Source organism: Sphingomonas sp., from assembly GCF_042096255.1.
In the GTDB taxonomy this organism is placed as follows: Bacteria; Pseudomonadota; Alphaproteobacteria; order Sphingomonadales; family Sphingomonadaceae; genus Sphingomonas.
On sequence record NZ_JBELLZ010000055.1, the window covers coordinates 1 to 23,641 of the forward strand.

Here is a 23,641-nt window from a genome sequence, read left to right on the forward strand (position 1 = left end):
GCTTCGACCAGTCGCTGCAGCGGCTTACCCTCGCCGATGCGACCCGCGCGGCCCGCGCCCGCGCGCGCACGCAGCCGGTCGCGCCCACACGGCCGGCTCCAGTCGCCTCGCCCGCTCCGCCGGCATCGACGCCTGCGCCCGCCCCGGTACAGCCTACGCCCGCGCCCACACCGCCGCCGCCGCAAGCGGTCGCCAGCGCCCCGCCTGCCGCGGTCCCGAGCAAGCCGCCACCGCCGCCTGCACCGGCACCCGCAGCGGTGACACCCACGCCTTCCGCGGTGGCAAGCGTCACGACCCCGGCCGCCCCCGTATCCCCCGTCGCCGCATCGCCGGCCCAGACCGTGGCAGCGCCGCCGCCGGTCCAGCAGGCCCGTGCCGAAATCGAGCCGCCGCCTGCCCCGGCGGCCACGCCGGTTCCGAGCGCGCCTGCGCCTGCATCCCCGGCGCCGCAGGCCGTGGCGTCCACCACGCCGGTCGCGCCGCGGATGAGTGAGGACTCGATCCTAGCGCGGATCGTCGCGGGCATCGCCATTCCCGGCTATGAACTCGGCGTCGGCGCACCACCATCGCCGCCGCCGCCGCCGCCGCCCGCTCCCGCGACGATCCCGGAACCGGTAGCGGTCGTCCAGTCTCCGCCGCCGCCCGCCGCTGCCGAACCGCCGGCACCCGCGCCCAAGCCCCGCACCCAGGTCGCGGTTGCGAAGCCCGCTGCGGCGGAGAAGCCGAAGCCCGCCAAGACGGTCGCGAGCACCGAAGCGGACGAAGGCAAGCCCCGATCGAAGCGCGGGACGGAAGTCGCGAAGGCGGACCCCAAGCCGAAGGTCGATCCCAAGAAGGACGCCAAGGCCAAGTCAGCCGACAAGCCTGCCCGGGCGGACAAGAAGGCCAAGCCAGAACCGAAGGACGGTCCGCGCATCTGGGTCCAGGTCGCCGGGGGCGCGTTCGAGGGCGATCTGCCCAAAGCCTGGGCGGCGGTGAAGTCGAAGGCGCCGGCGCTGGCGAAGCGCGATGGCTACTCTACGCCGCTGCGCGCCACCAACCGCGTCGTTACCGGCCCGTTCAAGTCGGAGGCGGAGGCGCAGGCGCTGGTCAACCAGCTTTCGAAACAGGGCGTCTCCGCCTTTACCTTCACCAGCGCGGCGGGGCAGAAGGTGACGAGGCTGTCCGGCAAATGAGCGGTCGCGCGCCCTGGGCTTCGGACCCGGCGCGCAGCAGAGGCAGGCTCCACCGGGAACATAACGAGGCCGCACGCGGCCCCCGCGACGCCTTTCAGCGCGATCGCGACAGGATCATCCACTCGATCAGCTTCCGTCGGCTGCGTCACAAGACGCAGGTCTTCCTGGCGCCGGACGGCGATCACTTTCGCGTCCGCCTCACCCACAGCCTCGAAGTGGCGCAGATCGGCCGTACGATCGCACGCGCGCTCGGCCTCAACGAGGACCTGACCGAGGCCCTGTGCCTGGCGCACGACATCGGCCACCCGCCCTTCGGCCACGCCGGGGAAGACGCGCTGCAGGCCGCGCTCGCCCGTGCTGGCGGCTTCGACCACAACGGTCACACGCTGCGCACGCTGACCACGATCGAGCAGCCCTATCCCTTGTGGAGCGGCCTCAATCTCACCTGGGAGACGTTGGAGGGGCTGGCCAAGCACAACGGCCCGATCCATGCGCCCTGCTGGGCGCTGGCGGAGGTGGATGCGGCGATGCCGCTCGACCTCGCCAGCCACGCCAGCCTGGAGGCTCAGGTCGCCGCACTGGCGGACGACATCGCTTATGACAATCACGACATTGACGACGGGCTGCGCGCCGGCCTGCTGACGCTCGACCAGCTGCTGGAGGTGCCGGTGGTCGCTCGAGGCTGGGATGCGGTTCAGGCGCGCTATCCCGGCGTCGCCCAAGACCGGCTCGCGCGCGAGTTGGTGCGCAGCCAGATCGGCCTGATGGTCAACGACCTCATCGCCAGCACCCGCGACGCCATCACCGGCAGCGGGGTGGCGACGGCGGACGATGTGCGTGCCGCGGGCTGCGCGCTGGTCCGCTTCTCCCCCGAGATGCGCGACGCCGAACGCGCGCTGAAGCGCTTCATGTACGCCAACCTCTACCACCATCCCCGTCAGCTTGCCGCCGCGGACGCAGCGCGGGTGGTGGTGGCGGGGCTGTTCGACGCCTATCAAGCCGATCCCGCCGCAATGCCGGAGGGCTGGGGCACGCGTCTGCCCGCCGACGAGCCCGGCCGTAGCCGCCACATCGCGGACTTCATTGCCGGGATGACCGACCGTTACGCCATCGCCCGCTATCGCGAATTGGTCGGGTCGATCGATCTTCCCGACGGGTTCTGACGCCCGGCACACTTCTGCGACAAACCGGCGTTATGTAGGACACCAGGAAAGGACGCGACCCGTGACGCCCACCAGCATCGCCCTCAATCGCTTCGGCCTCGGTGCCCGACCCGACGACCGCATCGGCAGCGACCCGCGCGGCTGGCTGTCCGACCAGCTTCGCCGCTACGAGCCGCACCCGGCGTCGCTGGCGCCCATGGTCTCCACGCGCGAAGGCGGTGCGGTCGTTGCGCGCTTCAACGCCTTCAAGCGGTCCAAGAAGCGCGAGGCGCAGCGCCAGCGTCGGGAAGCCGCAGCGAACGGCAAGGCGGCCGCACCGCGCCGGGATCGCGGTATGACGCGCAGCCCGGAGCGGCGCGCCTATGCGGGCGACGTGGCAAGCTTCTACGCGGCATCCTCCACCGCCAGGCTGAATGCCGCGCTGCTGACCGATCTGCCCTTTACCGAGCGGCTGGTCCACTTCTGGGCCAATCACTTCGCGGTCGGGAGTCGGACCGGTCCGCTGCGCGCGCTCGCCGGCGGCTTCGAACGCGATGCGATCCGCCCGCACATCCTCGGCGATTTCCGGGATCTGCTGCACGCCGCCGAACAGCACCCGGCAATGCTGATCTATCTCAACCAGGCCACGTCAATCGGCGTCGACAGCGCGATCGGGCTGCGTCGCGCCAAGAACGACGGCATGAACGAGAATCTCGCCCGCGAGATGATGGAGCTCCACACGCTGGGCGTGCGCAGCGGCTACACTCAGGCGGACGTAACCGAACTTGCCCGCGCGCTGACCGGCTGGACCGCGCCCGGGCTGGTGCGGGGCGATCTGGAAGGCGTGCCCGGCGCCTTCGGGTTCGATCCGCGCCGCCACCAGCCCGGCGCCCGCACAATCATGGGCAAGACCTATCCCGAAGGCGGCCGCGAACAGGGCGAGGCGGTGCTCGACGATCTTGCCCGCCATCCCGCCACCGGCCGCCACATCGCGACCAAGCTGGCCCGCCACTTCGCCGGCAATCCCGCGCCGCCGGCGATGGTGGACCGGCTGGCCGCGGCCTATACGCGTTCGGACGGCAATCTCACCGCGGTCTATCAGGCGCTGATCGCCTCCCCGGAGGCCTGGGCCGAGCGTCCGCTCCGCTTCCGCACACCTTGGGAGTGGACGATTGCGACGATGCGGGCGGCGGGAACGCGGCAGATCGACAGCCTGACCGCGTCGGAGCTGCTCACCCAGCTCGGTCAGCCGACCTGGCGCGCGAAGCAGCCGTCCGGCTGGGACGACGACGACGCAAGCTGGGCCGCACCCGATGCGCTGATGCGCCGGGTGGAGGCGGCAGAACGCATGGCGGGTGCCCGGTCCGATCCGGTCGATGCCCGGCGATTGGCCGAGACGCTCTACCCGGGCGCACTCTCGCCGGTCACCGCACAGGCGCTGGCGCGGGCGGAAAGCCCGGCGCAGGGGCTGGCACTGCTGTTCGTGTCGCCCGAAATGATGCGGAGGTAAGCCATGGCCAGCTCTCATTTCGCCCACACTCGTCTCGACCGCCGCAGCTTTCTGGGCCGTGGCGCCATGTTCGCGGCGCTGGCGGGCTGCTCCCCGCGGGTGGCGTTTGCCGCGGCGGAGACCGACCGACGGTTCGTGTTCATCATCCAGCGCGGCGCCGCCGACGGGCTGTCGATCCTGTCGCCTACCGGCGATCCGGCCTTTGCGCGTCTGCGCGCCGCGGCTGCCGAACAGGGCGGGACGCGGCTGGACGGCATGTTCGCCCTCCACGCAGCGCTTCCGAAGACGGCAGTGCTGTACCGCAACGGCCAGGCCCTTTTCGCGCACGCGATCGCCTCGCCCTATCGCGACCGCTCGCACTTCGACGGGCAGAATGTGCTGGAAACGGGGGCGGCGAGTGCCTTCCAGCTGCGCGACGGCTGGATGAATCGCATGCTCGGCATCGTGCCGCCGGCGGACCGCAGCGCGATCGCGGTGGCGGCCACGGTGCCGCTGGCGCTGCGCGGCAGCCATGACGTCGCTTCCTATGCGCCGTCGGAACTTCCCGATGCATCGGACGACCTGCTCCAGCGGGTCACCATGCTCTACCAGGACGATGCGCAGCTCCACGCATTGTGGGATGAGGCGATGCAGACGCGCACCATCGCCGCCGGGCTGGGGGATGGTGACGTCAACCAGGGAGCGGCGATCGGCAAGCTGGCGGCGACCCTGCTGCGCGCCGACAAGGGTGCGCGGATCGCCACGGTGGAGACCAGCGGCTGGGATACGCACTTCAACCAGGAAAAGCGTCTGACCGCGGTGCTGTCCGGGCTCGACGCGATGATCGATTCGCTGCGCACCGGCCTCGGCCCGGTGTGGGACCAGACGGTGGTGCTGGTCGCCACGGAATTCGGGCGCACCGCGGCGGTGAACGGCACCGGCGGCACCGATCACGGCACCGGCGCGGCGGCAATGCTGCTGGGTGGGGCGGTGAAGGGCGGGCGGATCGTCTCGGACTGGCCAGGCCTTGGCCCGAACCAGCTTTACGAGAACCGCGACCTGCGCCCGACCATGCAGCTGGACGCGTTCATCGCCGGGGCGGTGGCGCAGCATTTCGGCACCGACCCGGCGCGCACCCTGGCTACGCTGTTCCCCAAGGCGGGCAACGTCCGGCCAACGGAGGGGCTGATCCGCACGTGACGCGCCGGCGCCTGACCCACCGCGTTTGAGTGCAGCCGCCGGTTCGGCTAGGGCCCGCGCCTTGACTGACCGGACCGCTGCATGACCCTCTACCATCGTTTCGCCGCGCATATCGATGCCGCGCTGGATGACCTTGCCGCCGCCGGCACGCTGCCCGCGGAGCTGGACCGCCGCAACGTAACGGTGGAGCCACCGCGCGACGCCTCGCACGGCGATCTCGCTACCAATGCGGCGATGGTGCTCGCCAAGCCGGCGAAGACCAATCCGCGCGCGCTCGCCGAGGCGCTCGCCGCTGAGCTCGGCAAGCTGGACGAGGTGGAGGCGGCGAGCGTCGCCGGGCCGGGGTTCATAAACCTGCGGCTGACGGACGATACCTGGCGGGCGGAGCTGGCCGCGATCGTCGATGGCGGCGACAACTACGGCCGCTCGACGCGGGGCAGCGGCGTCACCGTCAACATCGAATATGTCTCGGCCAATCCGACCGGTCCGATGCACATGGGCCATTGCCGCGGCGCGGTTGTGGGCGATGCGCTCGCCAGCCTGCTCGAATGGAACGGGCACCGGGTGATCCGCGAGTACTACGTCAACGATGCCGGCGGCCAGGTGGACGTGCTCGCCCGCTCGGCGCACCTGCGCTATCGCGAGGCGCTTGGGCAGGACATCGGCGCGGTCCCCGAGGGCCTCTATCCGGGTGACTATCTGGTGCCGGTCGGCCAGGCGTTGGCCGACGAATTCGGCGACCGTTACGCCGGCGCGCCGGAGAGCGAGTGGCTGGCGCTGTTCCGCACCCGTGCGGTCGCGGCGATGCTGGCGCTGATCAAGGCGGATCTCGCCTTGCTCGGCATCCACCACGATCTGTTCGCGTCGGAGGCCGAGCTCCAGGCCGCAAAGAAGCCCGAGGCGGCCGAGGCCGAGCTGCGCGCGCGCGGCCTCGTCTATGACGGTGTGCTCGAAGCGCCAAAGGGCGAGACGCCCGAGGATTGGGAACCGGTGGAGCTGCCGCTGTTCCGCTCGACCCAGTTCGGCGACGATCAGGACCGGCCGATCCGCAAGTCGAGCGGCGCGTGGACCTATTTCGGCGCGGACATGGCCTATCACTTCCAGAAGGCCGAAGGTGCCGACGAGCTGATCGACATCTGGGGCGCCGATCACGCCGGCACCGTCAAGCGCATCCAGGCCGCGGTGGCGGCGCTGACCGGCGGCAAGACGCGCTTCGACGTCAAGCTCGTCCAGATGGTGCGGCTGCTGCGCGCGGGCGAGCCGGTGAAGATGTCCAAGCGGGCCGGCAATTTCGTGACGCTGGCGGACGTGGTGCGCGAGGTCGGCAAGGATGTCGTCCGCTTCACCATGCTGACCCGCAACGCCAATGCGCAGATGGATTTCGATTTCGCCAAGGTGGTGGAGGCGTCGCGCGACAATCCGGTCTTCTACGTCCAATACGCCCATGCGCGCGTCTGCTCGCTGCGCCGCCGGGTGGCGGAAGCGGGGATTGATTTCGCGCCGGCGGACCTGTCCCGGCTTGACACGGAGGAGTTGAAGCTGGTCCAGTTCGCTGCCCAGTTTCCGCGGGTGGTGGAGACCGCCGCGGTGGCGCGAGAACCACACCGTATCGCAACTTATCTCAACGACTTGGCCGCCAACTTTCACGCCTTGTGGAATGTCGGCAACGACCGTGTCGATCGCCGTTTCCTGATGCCCGAAGATGCGGAGGTGACGCGCGCGCGTCTTTTCTTGGCCGACGCGATCGGGCAGATCATTCGGAACGGTCTGGCCATCATGGGCGTCGAGGCCGTCACGGAGATGTAGATGGCGTCGGACGAGATCGATCTTCGGCAGGAGGATCGCCTGCCCTGGCTCGAGACGGTCGAGCCCGACGAGCCCGAGCGGGCCGGCGTGGCCCGCGTCGTCGTCGCGGTGCTGATCGGCCTGGCGCTGGTCGCCGCCGCCGCCTGGGCGTTCACCCGCCTGCGCCCCACCGCCTCGCCCGAAGGCACCGGGGCGCTGATCGCCGCGCAGGAGGGCGACTACAAGGTCCGTCCCGACGATCCCGGCGGGCTCAAGGTGAAGGGCGAGGGGGATACCGCCATCGCCACCAGCGCCGGCGCCGCAGGGCAGGGGGCGATCGACCTCAAGGCGGTGCCCGAAGCGCCGATCACCGGCCGCCACGCCCAGGCGCCCGCCCAGCGCAAGACCGGCGAGACGCGTACCGCCGCCGAGGTGCCCGCCTCGGGCGGCCGTCTCGCCGCACGCCCACCGATGCAGGCGCCGCGCGCGCCGGTACCCGGCGCCGCCTCGGGTGGCAGCCTCGTCCAGCTCGGCGCCTTCCCCAGCGAAAGTGCGGCCAATGCAGCGTGGAGTGCGATCGCCAAACGCTTCGGCTATGTCGCGACACTGGGCAAGGAGGTCCAGCCGGCCGAGGTCAATGGCCGCAAGGTGTTCCGCCTTCGGGTCAATGCGGGCAGCGCCGGCGCGGCGGCGGACATCTGCGGCCGGCTGAAGATCGCGGGCGAAAGCTGCTTCGTCACCAGCTGACGGCTCCCATGCCGCCGCCGATCGTGTAGGGCGGCGGCATGATCCCCGCCATCTTCGGCCTTGCCGGGCCCGTGCTCACCGCGGACGAGCGCGCCTTCTTCGCCGACGTGCGCCCCGCCGGCTACATCCTGTTCCGTCGCAACGTCGTCGACCGGGCGCAGCTGCGCGCGCTGACCGACTCGCTCCGCGACCTGGAAGGCCGCGCCGATGTCGCGATCCTCGTCGATCAGGAGGGCGGCCCGGTCGCCCGGCTCGGCCCGCCCGAATGGCCCGCCTTTCCCGCCGGCCCCGCCTTTGCCGCGCTCTACGAGGTCGCACCGATGTCCGCGATCGAGGCGGCGCGCGCCAATGCCCAGGCGCTCGGGCTGATGCTGGCGAAGGTGGGCATCACCGTGAACTGCCTGCCGATCCTCGATGTCGCGCGCGCCGACACCACCCGCGCCATCGCCACCCGCGCCTATGGCGCCGAGCCGATGCGCGTCGCCGCGATGGGCCGCGCGGTGCTGGAAGGGCTGGCCGCGGGCGGCGTGGTCGGCGTGGTCAAGCACATGCCCGGCCACGGCCGCGCTCTGGTCGACAGCCACCACCTGCTCCCCACCGTAACGGCCGACGATACCGCGCTGGAGGACGATCTCGCCCCATTCCGCGCGCTTGCCGCCGCGCCGATGGGGATGACCAGCCACATCGTCTTCGAGGCGTGGGACCGCGACCGCCCCGCCACCCTCTCGCCGACGGTGATCGAGGACATCATCCGTCGCCGCATCGGTTTCGACGGGCTGCTGATGACCGACGACATCGACATGAAGGCGCTGTCCGGCACGCCCGGCGACAAGGCCGCCGCCGCGATCGAAGCGGGCTGCGACCTCGTGCTCGACTGCTGGGCGCGCATGCCCGAGATGGTCGAGATCGCCGCCCGCCTGCCCGCGATCAGCCTGCGCGCGCGCAAACGCCTCGATGCCGCGATGGCGTCCGTCGGCAGCCCGTCCGGCGACCTCGCCGCGCTCATCGCCAAGCGCGATGCGCTGCTCGCACACGCCTGAACGCTTTCGGTGGAAAAGGGCGGCGTGCGCGCCTAGATAACAGAAAGCCTTAGGAGACTGACCATGGGCGGCTTCAGCCCCATCCACCTGCTCGTCCTCGCCGTCGTTGCCATCCTGCTGCTCGGCGGCGGCCGCTTCTCCAGCCTGATGGGCGATGTCGCCAAGGGCGTGAAGAACTTCAAGAAGGGCATGGCCGAGGAGGACGAGACGCGTCCCTCCGCGCGGATCGAGGCGAAGTCCGCCGCCGAGCCCGCCTTCGACCGCGACGGCAATCGCGTCCGCGAGGGCGTGCGCGAGGACCGCTGATCCTTTAGCCGCGCTTCGCCATGTTCAACATCGACGCCTCCGAGGCCCTGCTCGTCGCCTTTGTGGCGCTGGTGGTGATCGGCCCCAAGGACCTGCCCAAGGCGATGCGCGTCGTCGGCTATTGGGTCGGCCGCGCGCGCGGCGTCGCGCGCCAGTTCCGTCAGGGCTTCGATTCGATGGTGCGCGAGGCGGAACTGGAGGAGATGGAGAAGCGCTGGGCCGCCGAGAACGCGCGCATCATGCGCGAGCATCCGATCCCCGCCGAGCCGGCGCTGGAGCATGATGCCGCGCCGGTGATGACCGAGAAGCCAAAGGTGCAGCCCGAACTGCCCGCACCCGCGTCCGAGCCCGCACCCGAGCCCAGGCCGCTACCGTGAGCGAGCCCGACGAACTGGAGGACAGCCGCGCGCCCCTGCTCGATCATCTGATCGAGCTGCGCCGCCGCCTGCTCTACTGCATCGCCGCGGTCGTGATCGCGTTCGGAGTGTGCTATTATTTCGCGGAGGACATCTTCTCCTTCCTGGTCCAGCCGCTTCTGGCAGCCGGGCAGAAGAAGCTGGTCTATACCCAGATATTCGAAGCGTTCTTCGTCAAGGTGAAGGTCGCCTTCTTCGCCGCGATGATGGTGTCCTTTCCCGTCATCGCCAACCAGCTCTGGCAGTTCGTCGCGCCGGGCCTCTACAAGAAGGAGCGGCGCGCTTTGCTGCCCTTCCTGGTGGCGACGCCGGTGCTGTTCCTGATGGGCGCGGCGCTCGCTTATTACATGGCGGTGCCGATGGCGCTGCACTTCCTGCTGAGCTTCCAGGGCAATGTCGGCGGCGTCACGCAGGAGGCGCTGCCCGCGATCGGCAATTACCTCAGCTTCGTGATGCAGTTCCTGTTCGGCTTTGGGCTGTCGTTCCTGCTGCCGGTGCTGCTGATGCTGCTGGAGCGCGCGGGGATCGTCACCCGGCGCCAGCTGATCTCGGCACGCCGCTACGCCATCGTCGGCGCCACCGCGATCGCCGCGGTGCTGACCCCGCCGGACCTGATGAGCCAGGTGCTGCTCGCCGTGCCGCTGATCCTGCTCTACGAACTGGCGATCATCGGCATCTGGTTCACCGAGCGTGGCCGCGCCAAGGTGATCGATGACGAGGACGGCGGCGAGGCGGAAATCGCTTCCTGATCCGATTCCCTGCGGCGGCGCGACCCGCTACAGCCCTGCAATGACTCCCGTGCTCGACATTTCCCGCTCGATCCTCGGCCGCGCGTGGCGCTGGCGCGGGCTGGCGGCCGACGGGCTGGGGATGGACGACCTCGTCACGCAGCTGCTGCTCGCCCGCGGCTGTCCGCGCGACGCGCTGGACGCGCACCGCGCCCCGTCGATTCGCGGCTTCATGCCCGACCCCTCGATCTTCCGCGACATGGACGCCGCCGCCGCACGCCTCGCCGATGCGGTGGAGCGCGGCGAGAAGATCGCGATCTTCGGCGACTATGACGTCGACGGCGCCACCTCCGCCGCTTTGCTCACCCGGCTGCTGCGCGATCTCGGCCGCGAACCGCGCGTCTATATCCCCGACCGCCTCGAGGAGGGCTACGGCCCCAATCCGCAGGCCTTCCGCCGCCTCGCCGACGAGGGCGCGACCCTGATCGTCACCGTCGATTGCGGCGCGCTCGCCTTCGATGTGCTCGATGCCGCGCCGGTCGACGTGATCGTCGCCGACCATCACAAGTGCGAGACGCGGCTGCCCCGCGCGGTCGCTGTGGTGAACCCGAACCGCATCGACGAAGGGGAGGGGGCGGCGCACGGCCATCTCGCTGCGGTTGGTGTCTGCTTCCTGCTCGCCGCCGCCTTGGTTCGAACGCTGCGCGCGCGCGGCTTCTTCGCCGCTCGTGCCGAGCCCAAATTGCTCGACCTGCTCGATCTGGTCGCGCTCGGCACCGTCGCCGACGTGGCGCAGCTGCGCGGCCTCAATCGGGCGTTCGTCGCGCAGGGCCTCAAGGTGATGGCGCAGCGGCGCAATGTCGGCCTGGCCGCGCTGATCGAGGCGTCACGGCTGACCCGCGCGCCGACGTGCAGCGACTTGGGCTTCGCGCTCGGCCCGCGGATCAACGCCGGCGGCCGGGTGGGGCGCGCGGACCTCGGCGTTCGCCTGCTCACCATCCAGGACCCCGACGAGGCCAAGGCGATCGCCGCCGAGCTCGACCGCTTCAACGAGGAGCGCCGCGCGATCGAGGCGGCGGTGCAGGAGCACGCGGAAACCCTGCTGGTCGCCGGCCGCGCCATCACCGTGGTGGCGGGCGAGGGCTGGCACCCCGGCGTGATCGGCATCGTGGCGGGCCGGCTCAAGGAGAAGACCGAGCGCCCCGCGGTGGTGATCGCGCTGGGCGACGACGGGATCGGCAAGGGCAGTGGCCGCTCGATCACCGGGGTGGATCTCGGCCAGGCGGTGATGGCTGCGCGTGAGGCCGGGCTGCTGGTCGCGGGCGGCGGCCATGCGATGGCCGCGGGGCTGACGATCGCCGCCGACCGGGTCGAAGGCTTTGCCGCCTTCCTGGAGGAGCGTCTGTCGCCCCCGGTCGAGCGCGCGTTGGAAGACCGCGCCCTGCTCGTCGACAGCGTCCTCGCACCCGGCGGCGTCAATCCGGAGCTGGTGACGGCGATGGAAGCGGGCGGCCCCTATGGGGTCGGCTGGCCCTCGCCGCTGGTGGTCGCGGGCCCGGTGCGGGTGGTGAAGGCCGAGGTGGTGGGCAGTGGCCATGTCCGCACCATCGTCAGCGGAGACGACGGGCGCAGCCTGAAGGCGATGGCGTTCCGCGCCGCGGACACCCCGCTCGGTGCCGCGCTACTTGGCGCGGGCAGCCAGCGCCGCCTATGGCTGGCAGGCCGGGCCAAGCTGGACGATTGGGGCGCACGCCCCGCGGCGGAATTGCACGTGGAGGATGCGGCATGGGCCTAGGTCTGTCCTTCCGCCCCCCTTCTTGCCGGTGCAACGTCGCAGGAGCGGATCATCGCCTGTCTCGGGGCCGCGCTCTGCCTGGCGCTGACGGTGGTCGTCTGCCCGTTGGCACCACTGCCGCTTCGCCGCCTGCCGGTGATCGTCGCCCCGCTTGGCGCCCTGGCGTCGCGGCGGGTGCGGCGATCGGCGTGATGTCGCTGTGCCGCTGCCCTCACCCGCCCGGCGGCGCGGCGACGCGGCGGCGCTCAACGCGGTGATCGGCAGCCAGGGGATCCACGCCTCAGGCTATTCCTTTGCGGTGATTCCGGTCGCGGTGAACTCGGTCGCGCTGGTCGCACGGACACGCCTTCCACCGGCTCACCGGCCGCAGCTATCAGCATGTGCCGCCGATCAGCGTCCCGCCCATCGCGCGCGAACAGGCCGCAGTTGATGTCGCACCCGAAGATGTCGACGCCGCGCTCGCGGAGATGCTCGAAAGCTTCGAGATCGCCCGCGAGGACCTCGACCTGCTGCTCGCCCGCGCCGAAGCGCATGCCCGGGCTCGCCGGAACTCCGCCTGATACTTGGTCAGCATATCGAGCCTAGTCGATCCGGTTATTTCCTGCCTCGCGGCAACGGCGCCGGCGCGAACGATCGTGGCGTTGTGCTGAACAAGCTTAACGGCGGCGACTACAGCGTGTACGAGGACTATCGGGCGCTCCCTGAGGAGGCGGATGCATGGCGGGTCGGCGGCAAGGTCGAGAATCTCTGGCCGCGCTCCTGATGACCGGCGCCCTTGTAGCGGGGTGCGACATGGTTGATGCGGATGCCAGCGCGCAGGGCGTCTCGGCGGTGCATCCTGCGATCGCTCTCGCGCGGGATTTCCTTGCCGGTGGTGATGGACTGGCGCTGATCGAGGCGCGCCACGCCGATATCGACCGGACCTTCGCGGAAACCGGCAATTACTCGTTCGAGGCACCGCGCGTGGCGGGCAAGGGCTCCACGCTGTCGCAGGGACACGGCGCTGCCGACATGCTGGTGCTCGTGCTCTCGCCCGGCATGAACGTCACCCTGGACGGCGTGGCGGCGGTGCTCGGCAAGCCCGGCCGCCTGCCCGGACTGCCGGGCAAGCCTTGGCTTTTTCAAATTCCGGCCGCGAAGGGCCGATACACCGTCGCGTTGAACGGCGACCCGGAACGGCCGGCCAGCCGGGTAGTCGAGCTGACCGCCATTCGCGAGTGACGCGCTACCAGCCGGCGCCCGGCTGGTTGAGGTAGGCTTCCTCCTCCGGTGTGGAGGTCCGCCCCAGCGCGGCGTTGCGGGACGGGAAGCGGCCGAACCGGAGGAGCACCTCGCGATGGTCGTGCGCATAGGCGAGTGCCTCGGGGTCGCCGAGCGTCTCGAACTTGGCGACGCACAGCTCCTGCGCCTCGGGATCCTCGGCATGCATCAGCGGCAGCAGCAGGAACTCGCGCTGCTCGGGCGAATAGCCGTGTTCCCAGCCGCGATCGATCGCCGCGTGGGTGAGTTCCAGCGCCAGCGGATCGGCGGCGAACGCCTCGGCGCTGCCGCGGTGGATGTTACGAGAGAATTGGTCGAGCAGGATCACCGCGGCGAGCAGTCCTTCGGGCGTGTCGCGCCAGCCCGCTGCGCCGTTCGCCAGCACCGCGTCGCGCAGCGCGCCGAAGCGCGCGGCGATGGTCCGGTCGAGCGCCTCGTCCTTGGCGAAGCGCTTCTCGGCCGGCACCTCGCCGAACCAGAAGTCCAGCACCGCGGCTGTGGCCGTCTCGTTGTCAGCCACGTGCATTCTCCATCGATCGCCCAAAGCGTTCCACCAGCATCCGATACGCCGCGCGCAGCCCCATCGCCTCGCCGCCCTTGGGTCGCCCCGGCTTTGCCGCCGGCCGCCAGGCGAAGGTGTCGAGGTGGGCCCATTCCACCTCGGCCGGCACGAAACGGCGCAGGAACAGCGCCGCGGTCACCGCGCCGGCGAAGCCACCGTCGGGGGCGTTGACCAAATCGGCGATGTCGCTCTTGATCATGTCGTCATAGCCGTCCCACAAGGGCAGGCGCCACATCGGATCGTGCACCGCGCGTCCCGCCGCCAGCAGGGCCTCGCCCAGCGCGTCGGTGTTGGCGAACATGGCGGGCAAGTCGGGGCCCAGCGCCACGCGTGCCGCGCCGGTGAGCGTCGCGAAGTCGAGCAGCAGCGCGGGCTTGGCCTCGACCGACTTGGTCAGCGCGTCCCCCAGGATCAGCCGGCCTTCGGCATCGGTGTTGGTGTTCTCGACCGTCAGGCCCTTGCGGCTGCGCAGCACGTCGCCGGGGCGAAAGGCGGCGGCGGCAACGGCGTTCTCCACTGCCGGCACCAGCAGGTGCAGCCGCACCGGCAGCCGCGCCTCCGCCACCAGCCGGGCGAGCGCGAGCGCATGCGCCGCACCGCCCATGTCCTTCTTCATCAGCCGCATTGCGCTCGACGGTTTGATGTCGAGCCCGCCGGTATCGAAGCACACGCCCTTGCCGACGATCGCGACGCGCGGGTGCGAGGGATCGCCCCATTCCACCTCGATCAGCCGGGGCGCGCGGTCCTTGGTGGCCGCTTGGCCGACTGCGTGGATCATCGGGAAACCCTGCGCCAGCGCGTCGCCGCGGGTGACGATGCAGGTGCCGCCGATCGCCCTGGCCAGCGCCTCGCCCTCCGCCTCCAGCTCGGCGGGGCCCAGATCGGAGGCGCCGGTGTTGACCAGGTCGCGCACCTTCGCGGTCGCCTCGGCCAGCCGCACCGTCTCGGCGATCCGCGCCGGCTCATGGGTCAGCAGCACGCGCGGGCCCTGACCGTCGCCCTTGCGGTAGCGCTCGAAGCGGTATTGCGCGAGCGCCCAGCCGAGCATCGCCGCCCCCGGCTCCCCCTCGGCCAGCCGATAGGGGCCCGTCGGGAGCTGCTCGCCTAGTGAGGCGATCCGCCATGGCGAGTCTGTATCCTCGTCGCAGACCAGCAGCATCGCCCAGTCCTCCGCGTCGCCGGGCAGGATCGCGCGGTTGCCCGCCTTGCCGGTTGCTTTGTTGGCGGCGACCGTGGTGCGCACCCGCGCAGGCTGCGTGGCCAGCCAGCCCTCGAAACGGTCGGGATGGACGACGTGGATGGCGTGCGCGGGCTGTCCGCGATCGGGCTGGAGCGTGGCGGAAAAGTCGGTCATCGCGCCAGAAAAGCACTCGGCGCCCGGGTTAGCAACGGTGGAACCCTGCACGGTGCCTCCCGTTCACCGGCAAAGCAAAGGGGAAGTCATGCGCACCAAGCGGAGCTGGCCGGCAATCGCCATCGGCCTGATCATCGCCGGGATCGGCGTCCTGCTCGCGATCGGCGGCGGGTGGCTCGCGGTGCTGGGCGGCTCGCTCTATTATCTCGTCACCGGTGCGGCGATGATCGCCGCCGGCTATGGCCTGGTCCGCAGCCGCGTGTGGGGCGCCTGGGCCTATGTCGCGATCGTCGCCGCCACGATCCTATGGGCGTTGTGGGAGGTCGGCGCCGATGGCTGGGCGCTGGTGCCGCGGATCGTCGCACCGGTCGTGCTGCTGGTGCCGGTGATCCTGGTGATGCCCACGCTCGGCCGCCGCCCGAATTGGCGGATCGCGGGTGGCGCGGTCGCAGCCACGTTGCTGGCGACCGCGGTGCTGTTCGTTGTTGCAGGTTGGGGCGACGTCGCGATTGCGGCGCTGCCTGCTCCCAACTCGCAGGGCATGGTGGACCCGTCCGGGCAGGCGACCGGCGCCGACTGGCCGTCCTACGCCGGCACCGCCGCCTCGCGCCGCTTCTCGCCGCTCACCCAGATCAACGCCGGCAATGTGGCCAAGCTGGAGAAGGCGTGGGAGACCCACATCGGCGGCTTCGCGGACGACCCCGCCTATCGCAAGCTTTACGGCACGGAGAACACGCCGCTCAAGGTCGGCGACCTGCTGTACAGCTGCAACGGCAAGAACCAGATCGTCGCGCTCGATCCCGCCACCGGCCAGCGCCGCTGGACCTATGACCCCAAGGTGCCCGACGCCTGGATCCCGTACACCGCCGCGTGCCGCGGCGTCACCTACTATGCCGTTCCCAACGCCACCGGCCTGTGCGCCGCCCGCATCCTGATGGGCACGCTCGACGCGCGGCTGGTCGCGGTGGATGCGCTGACCGGGCGGCCGTGCCCCGGCTTCGGCACGGGCGGTCAGGTCGATACCAAGATCGGCATGGGCCACGTCCCGCCCGGCCTTGCCTCGATCAACTCGCCGCCCACCATCGTCCGCGGTGTCGCGGTGGTCGGCCACCAGATCCTCGATGGGCAGACGCGGCTGGCGCCCTCGGGCGTGATCCAGGGCTTCGACGCGGTCAACGGCCGGCTACGCTGGGCGTGGGACATGATGCACCCCGAGTGGACCGGCTATCCGCCCGCCGGCCAGACCTGGGCGCGCGGCACGCCCAACATGTGGACCTTCTCCAGTGGCGACGAGCAGCTCGGCCTGGTCTATCTCCCCATGGGCAATGCCGCGGTGGACTATTGGTCGAAGCTGCGCAGCCCGCGCGAGAACGCCTTCGCCACCTCGATCGTCGCGCTGGACGTCACCACCGGCCGCCCACGCTGGCGCTTCCAGGCGGTGCGCAAGGACGTGTGGGACTATGACTTCGGCGCGCAGCCGACGCTGATCGACTATCGCGGCACGCCGGCCTTGCTGGTCCCCTCCAAGCAGGGCGACATGTATATCCTCGATCGCGCTACCGGCCGCCCGCTCACGCCCGTGGGTGAGCGGCGCGTCCCCGGCGGCGGGGTGGAGCCGGACGAGCGGTCGCCGACGCAGATCTTCTCGGGCTGGCACACGCTCGCCAAGCCGATACTGACTGAGCGCGACATGTGGGGCATGTCGCCGATCGACCAGCTTTATTGCCGCATTCAGTTCCGCCGCGCCGACTATCGCGGGCCGTTTACCCCGCCGCGCGTGGACAAGAGCACGATCGTCTATCCCGGCTACAATGGCGGCACCGACTGGGGCGGGGTGGCGGTCGACCCGCAGCGCGGCGTCATCGTCGCCAATTACAACGACATGCCCAACTTCAATCGCCTGCTTACCCGCGAGGAGGCCAATCGCCGCGGGATCAAGCCGCGCTTCGCCTCCAAGGAGCCGACCGCCTCGACCCACTCGATCGACGCGCAGTGGAACTCGCCCTATGCGGTCAAGGTCAACGCCGGCTGGCGGGTCCGCTACACCGGCATGCTGTGCAAGCGCCCGCCCTATGGCGGCATCCGCGCGATCGATCTCGCCACCGGCAAGACGATCTGGGACCGACCGTTCGGCACCGCACGCAAGAACGGGCCGTTCGGCATCCCCTCGATGCTGCCGCTCACCATCGGCACGCCCAACAACGGCGGCGCGGTGGTGACGGCGAGCGGGCTGATCTTCATCGCCGCCGCCACCGATGACCTGATCCGCGCGATCGACCTGAGGACTGGCAAGACGCTGTGGCAGGCCGCCTTGCCGGCGGGCGGGCAGGCGACGCCGATGGTCTATGAACAGGGCGGGCGCGAGTATCTCGTGATCTTCGCCGGCGGCCATCACTTCATGGAGACGCCGGAGGGCGACAGCGTGATCGCCTATGCCTTGCCCAAGCGAAGCTAGGAACGGCAGGCCGTTTCCAACCGCGAAGAACCGCCCTACATCGCGCGCATGACCACGCACTCGACCAAGATGCTCATCCTCGGTTCCGGCCCGGCCGGGCTCTCAGCTGCGATCTACGGCGCGCGTGCCGGAATGCAGCCGATCGTCGTCCAGGGCATCCAGCCCGGTGGCCAGCTGATGACCACCACCGACGTGGAGAATTACCCCGGCTTCGCCGACGTCATCCAGGGCCCTTGGCTGATGGAGCAGATGCAGAAGCAGGCGGAGCATGTCGGCACCCGCATGATGTGGGACACGATTGTCGAGGTGGACCTGTCGCGCCGTCCGTTCCGGCTGATCGGCGACGGCGGCGATATCTACGAGGGCGAGGTGCTGGTGATCGCCACCGGCGCGCAGGCCAAGTGGCTCGGGCTGGAGAGCGAAGAGGCGATGAAGGGGAAGGGCGCCAGCGCCTGCGCCACCTGCGACGGCTTCTTCTATCGCGGCAAGAAGGTGGCGGTGATCGGCGGCGGCAACACCGCGGTCGAGGAGGCTTTGTACCTCACCAACCATTCGCAGGACGTGACCCTGATCCACCGCCGCGACTCGCTGCGCGCCGAGCGGATCCTCCAGGAGCGGCTGTTCGCGCACCCGAACGTCAAGATTCTGTGGAACAAGGAGGTGCGCGAGTTCATCGACGGCGGCGGCAACGCCGGGCTCGTCGGCCTGCGGCTGGAGGATACGGTGACTGGCGAAGAGTCTCGGATCGATGTCGATGGCGGGTTCGTCGCAATCGGCCATCACCCGGCGACCGAGTTGTTCCGCGGCCACCTGGAGCTCGACTCGGACGGCTATGTCGCGGTGGAGACCGGCTCCACCCGCACCAGCGTGCCCGGCGTGTTCGCCTGCGGTGACGTGATGGACAAGCATTACCGCCAGGCGGTCACCGCCGCTGGCACTGGCTGCATGGCCGCGCTGGATGCGGAGCGCTTCCTGGCGGCGGCCGAGTTTGCGGAGCTGCGCGAAGCCGCCGAGTAACGCCGCCAGCTAGGTCCGGCCGATCGGCGGGACCAGCCTTTCGAGGGTGAGGTCGGCGATCGTGGCGCAGCCCAACTGCGCCATTGCGACTTCCACCTCCGTTCGCAGCAGGTGCAGAGCATGGGCCGCGCCCGGCAGTCCGGCGACTGCCAGCGCGTGCAGCACGGGACGTCCGACCAGCACCGCATGGGCACCCAGGCACAGCGCCTTCACCACATCCGTGCCGCAGCGCACGCCGCCGTCGATCAGCACCGGCGTATCGCCCACCGCCGCCACGATCTCCCGCAGTTGGTCGAGCGCCGCCGGCAGGCCATCGAGCACGCGCCCGCCGTGATTGGAGACAATCAACCCGTCCACGCCTGCCGCCACCATGCGCTGCGCGTCGCCTGGCGCCATCATGCCCTTCACCAGCAACGGCAGCTGCGTCACCTCGCGCAGCCAGGCGAGGTCGTCCCAGCTCGGCACCGCATCCGCCAGCGCGGTGCCGAAGATGATCCGCCCGCCCGCGGCCGCGACATGCTGCGCCCGCGGCATGTCGCGCAGGTTCGCCGCCTCCACGCCGGGCGGCAGAATGAAGCCGGACGGCTTCACGCCCGCGTCGATGGTCAGCACGATCGCGTGATAGCCCGCCGCCTCGGCGCGGCGGACCAGTGCCAGACTGTCCTCGCGCCGGGGCTGGAGGTAGAGCTGGAACCAGAGGGGGGCCGCACCGCCCAGTTGCGCCTCGGCCGACCGCCGCGCCTCGGCGACCTCCTCCAGTGTGACGCTCGACAATGTGCTGAGGATGTAGCCGATGCCGATCGCGGTGGCGGCGCGGATGATCGCGCGTTCGCCCTCGGGATGTGCGATGCGGCCGTAGGCGAGGGGGGCGACGAGCACGGGCGCCGCATGGCGTTCTCCGAACAGGTCGAAAGCGGTGGTGCCGCCCACCAGATCGGCCAGCGCGCGCGGCATCAGGCGCCAGCGATCGAACGCCGCGCGATTGTCCTGCGCCGAAAGGCCGGTGCCGGCGACATCCTGGATGTGCGCCCAGACATCCGCCGTCAGTTGCGCCGGCGCGCGGCGTTCGTAATCGGCCAGCGTGCGCACGTCCGGCGGGATCGACGCAAGCGGCGTCAGGTGGTCGACCATTGCCGCAGCAGGTTGTGATAAACGTTGGTCAGCGTGTCGATCGCGCCGTGTTCGGGGTGATCGCCCGCCAGCGCCTGGATTGCGCCGTCAAGCTCGAACAGGGTACGCCGCTGCTCGGCCGAGGCGACCAGGCTCTGCGTCCAGAAGAAGGCGGCGAGGCGGGTGCCGCGGGTGACGGGGGTCACCCGGTGCAGGCTGCTGCCCGGATAGGTGATCAGGTGCCCGGCCGGCAGCTTGACCGCGTGCGTGCCGAACGAATCCTCAATCAGCAGCTCGCCGCCGTCATAGTCTTCGGGCTCGCTGAGGAAGAGCGTGGCGGACACGTCGCTGCGCACCCGTTGCGGTGTGCCCGGCACCGGGAAGATCGCATTGTCGACATGGTTGCCATAGGTGCCGCCGCCCTCGTAGCGGTTGAAGCGCGGCGGCAGCACGCGCAGCGGCAGCGTTGCGGCGACGAAAAGCGGCGTTTGGCCGAGCCGGTCAAGGATCAGGTCCCCAAGCCGTTGCGCCAGCGGATGGTCGAGCGGCAGCTGGAGGTTGCGCTTCACCTCCTGCGCACGATGCCCGGCGGTGGCGCGGCCGTCCTGCCAGTCCGCCGTCAGCAGCGCCGCGCGCGCCTCCGTCACCTCGGCGGAGCTCAGCAGCGCGGGGATCTCGACGACCATCGCTCTTCCCTTGCGGGATATCGCGGGACGGGCAAGCCCGTCCCGCGCCCCCTTTGGCTCAGAACGTGGCGTTCAGCGTCAGGATCGCTGCGCGCCCATCGCCGGGCGTCGCCCAGCCGTTGTTGCGGATGCGGGTGTAATATTCCTCGTCACCGATGTTCTTGACGTTCACCTGCGCGGACAGGCCGGGCATGAACTCATAAGCGACATAGGCCTGGTGGATCAGATAGTCCTCCGAGCGGAGCACGCCGTTGAGCGCTGCCCCTCCGGTCGCCAGCGACGGCGTGCCGAAAGCGAAGCTGCCCTGATACGTGAGGCCATAGCCGAGGGTCAGCCCGAACGGCAGCTCATAGGTGGTGAACAGACTGCCTGAGTGCTTGGGCGTGTTAGCCAGTTCCGCACCGCGCGCCGGATCGGGAAAAACGGCGCTGTTGCCGCAGCCGGTGGCGCCCGGGTTGGCGAGGCAGAAGTTCGACACCGACTGGCGCAGTTCGCCATCGAGATAGGTGTAGTTGGCGGTGATCTGCCATCCCGGCGTGATCCGGCCGATCGCGCTGGCTGAGATGCCGTCCACCCGCGAGCGGCCGTCGAGCACCTGATCCGGGATCACCGGATCGTTCGACGCGACGCGGTACTTGTCGCGCTCGTTGCGGAAGGCGGCGACCGCCAGCAGCAGCCCGCCGTCGAACACCTCGGCCTTGGCGCCGATCTCGTAGTTCTTCGCCTTCTCGGGATCGACGTTGCAGGTGTTGGCCGCGCAAGAGCCGTTGACGCCGTTCTTCGACGGCGTCTCGGAGTTGCCATAAGCAATGTAGAGGCTGACCGGCTCGACCGGCTTGTAGACCAAGCCGACGCGATAGGAGAACAAGGTGTCCTTGTTGCGGAAGATGGCACCACGGGTGATCTGGCCGGAGGTAGCGATCGTGTCGGCGCGGAACGTACCGTTGTTCCGCTCCAGCCGGACGCCGCCGTTGAGTTCCAGCTTGCCCAGCTTCATCGCGTCGAACAGGTAGATCGCATAGTTATCCTGCTCGCCCTCCTGCTGCGCGGTGGGGATGAAGTTGACGGGGCCTGTGTAGCGGTTGCTGCCGTACACGGCGCCGGACACGTCCGGGCCGGTGACGATCGAGCCGGGATTGCCGAGGCTGATGTACGGCAGGTGCGCGGTGGCGAGCGGCGCGGCGGGATTGAAGGCGAAGGGATTGCTACCGTCCGCGTTGCGCAGGCTGTTCCCGGACCTGAGGTCGTACTTCTCCCACGTGATCGCGCCTCCCAAATTGATCGTGTGTTCGATCGGCCCGGTGTTGAACTGGGCGCGCACATCCAGTTGATCGAACATCAACTGGTTGCGGGAGTCGCGTGTCGTGCCACGCGGACCGGACGGCAGGTAATAGCCAGCCGGAACGGTGATGCTGAACACTTCGGTCGCCCCGGTGCGGCTGTCGAGGTCCAGGGTGCAACTACCGCCCGTCGGCGTGACTCCGCCAGCGAGGCAATAGGTGCCCTGCGGCGGATCGACGCGGACGAACTGGCGCACGTCCTGCCAGCGCGCCAGATTGCGCACCGACACCGTGTTGCTGAACTCATGCTCGAAGATGGCGGTCGCCTGGTCGACATTGATCCGTTGCGTATCGACGTTGCGATAGCCGAAATAGTCGCTGCGCTCAGTGCCGGGCACCGGACCATCATTGGTGGCGGAGCGATAATAAGGCACGCCATATTGCGGGATATTGGTGTCTTCCTGGTGAAAATACTGGAAGGTCAGCTGGGTCGGTCCGCCGATGCCAAGCGTCACCGAAGGGGCGACACCCCAGCGCTCGAACTTCTCCACGTCGCGACCGGGCACGTCGTTCTTGTGCGCCATCGCGTTCAGGCGAACGGCGATCAGGTCGCTAACCCGCTGGTTGAGGTCCACCGTGCCGCGCCAGTATTCGTCGGTGCCGACGCCCGCCGTGACGGTGCGGCGGTTCTCCTCCTGCGGGCGCTTGGTGACAAGGTTTATGTTGCCGCCGACCGAGCCGGCGCCCGAAATCACCGAATTGGCGCCGTTGGTGACCTCGATCTGCTCCAGGTTGAACGGATCAGTACGGGTATATTGCGCGCTGTCGCGCACGCCGTCGACCGTAATGTCCTGGTTGGCGCTGTAGCCGCGAAAGTTGATGCTGTCGCCATAGCCGCCGCCGCCCTCGCCCGCGCCGAAGGTGATGCCCGGCACGGTGGAGAGCACGTCGCGCAGGGTCAGCAGGTTCTGCTGCTCGATCACCTCGTTGGTCAGCACGGTGATCGTCTGCGGCGTGTCGCGGACGGTGCGGACGCGCTTGGGGGATTCGAGCCGGCGGCCGGGTTCCTCATCGATCGCCGTATCGGTGACGACCACGCTGCCGAGCGCCTGCTCCTCCTGCGGGACGGTGGCCGGCGAGGCGTTCTGCGCGGTGGCGGCGAGCGGCGTCAGCGAGGCGACGCACGACATGGCGAGAAAGGTCCGCTGGGTAGCGGACGAGGAAAGCGACATGGGAACCCCCTTCTTCTTTGCTTCAGGAGGCCCGGTATTGCGAGTCGCTATCATTTGCAACGCTAATGATAGCGACTCGCATCATTGTCGCATTTTGTCGCAGCTTAGCCCTTGAGGACGAAGGGAATCGTCACGAAGCCGCGCACCATCACCGGCGATCCGTTGCGGGTCACGGGAGACCAGCGCCAGCGTCGCACCGCCGCCAGCGCGGCGCGATCCAGCCGGAAGCTGCCGCTGCTGCCGGACAGGCTGACTTCGTCAACCGTGCCGTCGAGGCCGACGAGGACGGCGAGCCTGACAATGCCCTGCTCCCGCCGACGCCGGCTTTCGACCGGATAGACCGGCGGCGTGGCGGAGATCATCTTCGCCGAAAGGTCGCCCGCCTCGACCGGGCCGGGCGGCATCGGCGGAGCGGGCGGCGCCACAATAGCCGGGCCGGGCGCCGATGAAGCAACCGCCGGCGTCGGCGGCATCGGCGGGGCGGGCGTGTCGGCGACCGCTACTTCGGGCGTAGGGGCGGGGAGCTTCACGATCGGCACCGGCGCCACCACCGCGGCGCGGATAGGCTGCGGCGGCGCGGGCGGGGTGGCAGGCGGCGGTGGCGGCTCGGGCGGCATCAGCGCCATCGATACGACTTCCAAGGCCTTCTCCGATCGGACCGGCACGGAAACGTTGAGCAGCGCGATCGCCGCGGTCATCGCGGCGACCACCGCGACCGACGCGGTTGCCGCAACCGGGCGGGCGCGACCCGACGCGCGATAGCTCGACCGCTCCACCGCCGGTACGATCAGGCGGAGCACCGGTTGCTCCGTGGCGTCGATGCCGATCCGCAGGGCGGATGAGGCCATATTCATATCCTCGC

At 69.9% G+C, this 23,641-nt stretch carries 21 protein-coding genes and 1 pseudogene; 15 read left to right on the forward strand and 7 right to left on the reverse strand.

Features of this window, described 5'->3' with window-relative positions; all coding sequences use genetic code 11:
- Nucleotides 1-409 (reverse strand): annotated as a pseudogene (locus ACFDTH_RS11135) (hypothetical protein); the annotation flags it as partial.
- A gap of 46 nt (nt 410-455) precedes the next feature.
- Here ACFDTH_RS11135 and ACFDTH_RS11140 point away from each other — a divergent pair.
- The 13 genes from ACFDTH_RS11140 to ACFDTH_RS11200 all read left to right on the forward strand — a co-directional run bounded on the left by ACFDTH_RS11140 (nt 456) and on the right by ACFDTH_RS11200 (nt 13,044).
- Nucleotides 456-1,175 (forward strand): SPOR domain-containing protein, encoded by a 720-nt coding sequence (locus ACFDTH_RS11140; RefSeq protein ID WP_375287594.1) that lies wholly within the window; start codon nt 456-458, stop codon nt 1,173-1,175.
- On the forward strand, nt 1,172-2,338 hold the full coding sequence (locus ACFDTH_RS11145; protein WP_375287595.1) for a deoxyguanosinetriphosphate triphosphohydrolase: 1,167 nt from the start codon (nt 1,172-1,174) through the stop codon (nt 2,336-2,338). The genes ACFDTH_RS11140 and ACFDTH_RS11145 overlap by 4 nt, the downstream gene beginning before the upstream one ends.
- Before the next feature lie 61 nt (nt 2,339-2,399).
- A complete protein-coding gene (locus tag ACFDTH_RS11150; RefSeq protein WP_375287596.1) occupies nt 2,400-3,827 on the forward strand; it encodes a DUF1800 family protein in 1,428 nt (475 codons plus the stop codon).
- A 3-nt stretch (nt 3,828-3,830) separates the two neighbouring features.
- Nucleotides 3,831-5,006, forward strand: a complete 1,176-nt coding sequence (locus tag ACFDTH_RS11155; protein WP_375287597.1) for a DUF1501 domain-containing protein — start codon at nt 3,831-3,833, stop codon at nt 5,004-5,006.
- An 81-nt stretch (nt 5,007-5,087) separates the two neighbouring features.
- Nucleotides 5,088-6,812: an arginine--tRNA ligase gene (gene argS / locus ACFDTH_RS11160; RefSeq protein ID WP_375287598.1), complete on the forward strand. Its 1,725-nt coding sequence runs from the start codon at nt 5,088-5,090 to the stop codon at nt 6,810-6,812.
- Entirely contained in the window at nt 6,813-7,538 is a 726-nt protein-coding gene (locus tag ACFDTH_RS11165; RefSeq protein ID WP_375287599.1) for an SPOR domain-containing protein, read from the forward strand.
- 38 nt (nt 7,539-7,576) lie between these two features.
- On the forward strand, nt 7,577-8,578 hold the full coding sequence (locus ACFDTH_RS11170; RefSeq protein ID WP_375287600.1) for a glycoside hydrolase family 3 N-terminal domain-containing protein: 1,002 nt from the start codon (nt 7,577-7,579) through the stop codon (nt 8,576-8,578).
- A gap of 63 nt (nt 8,579-8,641) precedes the next feature.
- Nucleotides 8,642-8,884 carry a Sec-independent protein translocase TatA gene (locus ACFDTH_RS11175; RefSeq protein ID WP_375287601.1) on the forward strand — a complete coding sequence of 81 codons (243 nt, stop codon included), beginning with the start codon at nt 8,642-8,644 and terminating at the stop codon, nt 8,882-8,884.
- Between the two features lie 20 nt (nt 8,885-8,904).
- A complete protein-coding gene (gene tatB, locus ACFDTH_RS11180; RefSeq protein WP_375287602.1) occupies nt 8,905-9,261 on the forward strand; it encodes a Sec-independent protein translocase protein TatB in 357 nt (118 codons plus the stop codon).
- The gene (tatC, locus tag ACFDTH_RS11185) at nt 9,258-10,049 is read left to right on the forward strand and encodes a twin-arginine translocase subunit TatC (RefSeq protein ID WP_375287603.1); all 792 of its coding nucleotides are present in this window, start codon (nt 9,258-9,260) and stop codon (nt 10,047-10,049) included. Before tatB ends, tatC begins: the two co-directional genes overlap by 4 nt.
- A gap of 40 nt (nt 10,050-10,089) precedes the next feature.
- Nucleotides 10,090-11,823 (forward strand): single-stranded-DNA-specific exonuclease RecJ, encoded by a 1,734-nt coding sequence (recJ, locus tag ACFDTH_RS11190; RefSeq protein WP_375287604.1) that lies wholly within the window; start codon nt 10,090-10,092, stop codon nt 11,821-11,823.
- 380 nt (nt 11,824-12,203) lie between these two features.
- Complete coding sequence (locus ACFDTH_RS11195; RefSeq protein ID WP_375287605.1) at nt 12,204-12,383, forward strand: hypothetical protein; 180 nt, start codon at nt 12,204-12,206, stop codon at nt 12,381-12,383.
- 202 nt (nt 12,384-12,585) lie between these two features.
- Complete coding sequence (locus ACFDTH_RS11200; protein ID WP_375287606.1) at nt 12,586-13,044, forward strand: hypothetical protein; 459 nt, start codon at nt 12,586-12,588, stop codon at nt 13,042-13,044.
- 4 nt (nt 13,045-13,048) lie between these two features.
- Here the strand turns inward: ACFDTH_RS11200 and ACFDTH_RS11205 are convergent, their stop codons facing one another.
- Entirely contained in the window at nt 13,049-13,609 is a 561-nt protein-coding gene (locus tag ACFDTH_RS11205; protein WP_375287607.1) for a DUF924 family protein, read from the reverse strand.
- Nucleotides 13,596-14,999 (reverse strand): M17 family metallopeptidase, encoded by a 1,404-nt coding sequence (locus ACFDTH_RS11210; protein ID WP_375287608.1) that lies wholly within the window; start codon nt 14,997-14,999, stop codon nt 13,596-13,598. Before ACFDTH_RS11210 ends, ACFDTH_RS11205 begins: the two co-directional genes overlap by 14 nt.
- Nucleotides 15,000-15,087: 88 nt before the next feature.
- On the opposite strand from ACFDTH_RS11210, the gene ACFDTH_RS11215 reads away from it, so the two are divergent.
- Nucleotides 15,088-17,454: a membrane-bound PQQ-dependent dehydrogenase, glucose/quinate/shikimate family gene (locus tag ACFDTH_RS11215; RefSeq protein ID WP_375287609.1), complete on the forward strand. Its 2,367-nt coding sequence runs from the start codon at nt 15,088-15,090 to the stop codon at nt 17,452-17,454.
- Nucleotides 17,455-17,502: 48 nt separating this feature from the next.
- Nucleotides 17,503-18,471: a thioredoxin-disulfide reductase gene (gene trxB, locus ACFDTH_RS11220; RefSeq protein ID WP_375287610.1), complete on the forward strand. Its 969-nt coding sequence runs from the start codon at nt 17,503-17,505 to the stop codon at nt 18,469-18,471.
- 9 nt (nt 18,472-18,480) lie between these two features.
- Here trxB and ACFDTH_RS11225 read toward each other — a convergent pair whose 3' ends face one another.
- From ACFDTH_RS11225 to ACFDTH_RS11240, 4 genes are all read right to left on the reverse strand, one after another.
- Nucleotides 18,481-19,602, reverse strand: coding sequence for an alpha-hydroxy acid oxidase (locus ACFDTH_RS11225; RefSeq protein WP_375287611.1), 1,122 nt, complete (start codon nt 19,600-19,602; stop codon nt 18,481-18,483).
- Nucleotides 19,587-20,267, reverse strand: coding sequence for a Fe2+-dependent dioxygenase (locus ACFDTH_RS11230; protein WP_375287612.1), 681 nt, complete (start codon nt 20,265-20,267; stop codon nt 19,587-19,589). The genes ACFDTH_RS11225 and ACFDTH_RS11230 overlap by 16 nt, the downstream gene beginning before the upstream one ends.
- A gap of 58 nt (nt 20,268-20,325) precedes the next feature.
- Nucleotides 20,326-22,779, reverse strand: a complete 2,454-nt coding sequence (locus tag ACFDTH_RS11235) for a TonB-dependent receptor (RefSeq protein ID WP_375287613.1) — start codon at nt 22,777-22,779, stop codon at nt 20,326-20,328.
- A 104-nt stretch (nt 22,780-22,883) separates the two neighbouring features.
- Nucleotides 22,884-23,627, reverse strand: a complete 744-nt coding sequence (locus ACFDTH_RS11240) for an energy transducer TonB (protein WP_375287614.1) — start codon at nt 23,625-23,627, stop codon at nt 22,884-22,886.
- Nucleotides 23,628-23,641 lie beyond the last annotated feature (14 nt).

Bases quoted from the DNA above. Each gene is read 5' to 3' on its own strand.
- recJ (WP_375287604.1), top strand. From the start codon at position 10,090: ATGACTCCCGTGCTCGACATTTCCCGCTCGATCCTCGGCCGCGCGTGG.
- ACFDTH_RS11200 (WP_375287606.1), top strand. From the start codon at position 12,586: ATGACCGGCGCCCTTGTAGCGGGGTGCGACATGGTTGATGCGGATGCC.
- ACFDTH_RS11215 (WP_375287609.1), top strand. From the start codon at position 15,088: ATGCGCACCAAGCGGAGCTGGCCGGCAATCGCCATCGGCCTGATCATC.
- ACFDTH_RS11175 (WP_375287601.1), top strand. From the start codon at position 8,642: ATGGGCGGCTTCAGCCCCATCCACCTGCTCGTCCTCGCCGTCGTTGCC.
- ACFDTH_RS11170 (WP_375287600.1), top strand. From the start codon at position 7,577: ATGATCCCCGCCATCTTCGGCCTTGCCGGGCCCGTGCTCACCGCGGAC.
- argS (WP_375287598.1), top strand. From the start codon at position 5,088: ATGACCCTCTACCATCGTTTCGCCGCGCATATCGATGCCGCGCTGGAT.
- ACFDTH_RS11225 (WP_375287611.1), bottom strand. From the start codon at position 19,602: ATGGTCGACCACCTGACGCCGCTTGCGTCGATCCCGCCGGACGTGCGC.
- ACFDTH_RS11205 (WP_375287607.1), bottom strand. From the start codon at position 13,609: ATGCACGTGGCTGACAACGAGACGGCCACAGCCGCGGTGCTGGACTTC.
- tatB (WP_375287602.1), top strand. From the start codon at position 8,905: ATGTTCAACATCGACGCCTCCGAGGCCCTGCTCGTCGCCTTTGTGGCG.
- ACFDTH_RS11210 (WP_375287608.1), bottom strand. From the start codon at position 14,999: ATGACCGACTTTTCCGCCACGCTCCAGCCCGATCGCGGACAGCCCGCG.
- ACFDTH_RS11230 (WP_375287612.1), bottom strand. From the start codon at position 20,267: ATGGTCGTCGAGATCCCCGCGCTGCTGAGCTCCGCCGAGGTGACGGAG.
- ACFDTH_RS11165 (WP_375287599.1), top strand. From the start codon at position 6,813: ATGGCGTCGGACGAGATCGATCTTCGGCAGGAGGATCGCCTGCCCTGG.
- ACFDTH_RS11240 (WP_375287614.1), bottom strand. From the start codon at position 23,627: ATGGCCTCATCCGCCCTGCGGATCGGCATCGACGCCACGGAGCAACCG.
- ACFDTH_RS11235 (WP_375287613.1), bottom strand. From the start codon at position 22,779: ATGTCGCTTTCCTCGTCCGCTACCCAGCGGACCTTTCTCGCCATGTCG.
- ACFDTH_RS11155 (WP_375287597.1), top strand. From the start codon at position 3,831: ATGGCCAGCTCTCATTTCGCCCACACTCGTCTCGACCGCCGCAGCTTT.
- ACFDTH_RS11145 (WP_375287595.1), top strand. From the start codon at position 1,172: ATGAGCGGTCGCGCGCCCTGGGCTTCGGACCCGGCGCGCAGCAGAGGC.
- trxB (WP_375287610.1), top strand. From the start codon at position 17,503: ATGACCACGCACTCGACCAAGATGCTCATCCTCGGTTCCGGCCCGGCC.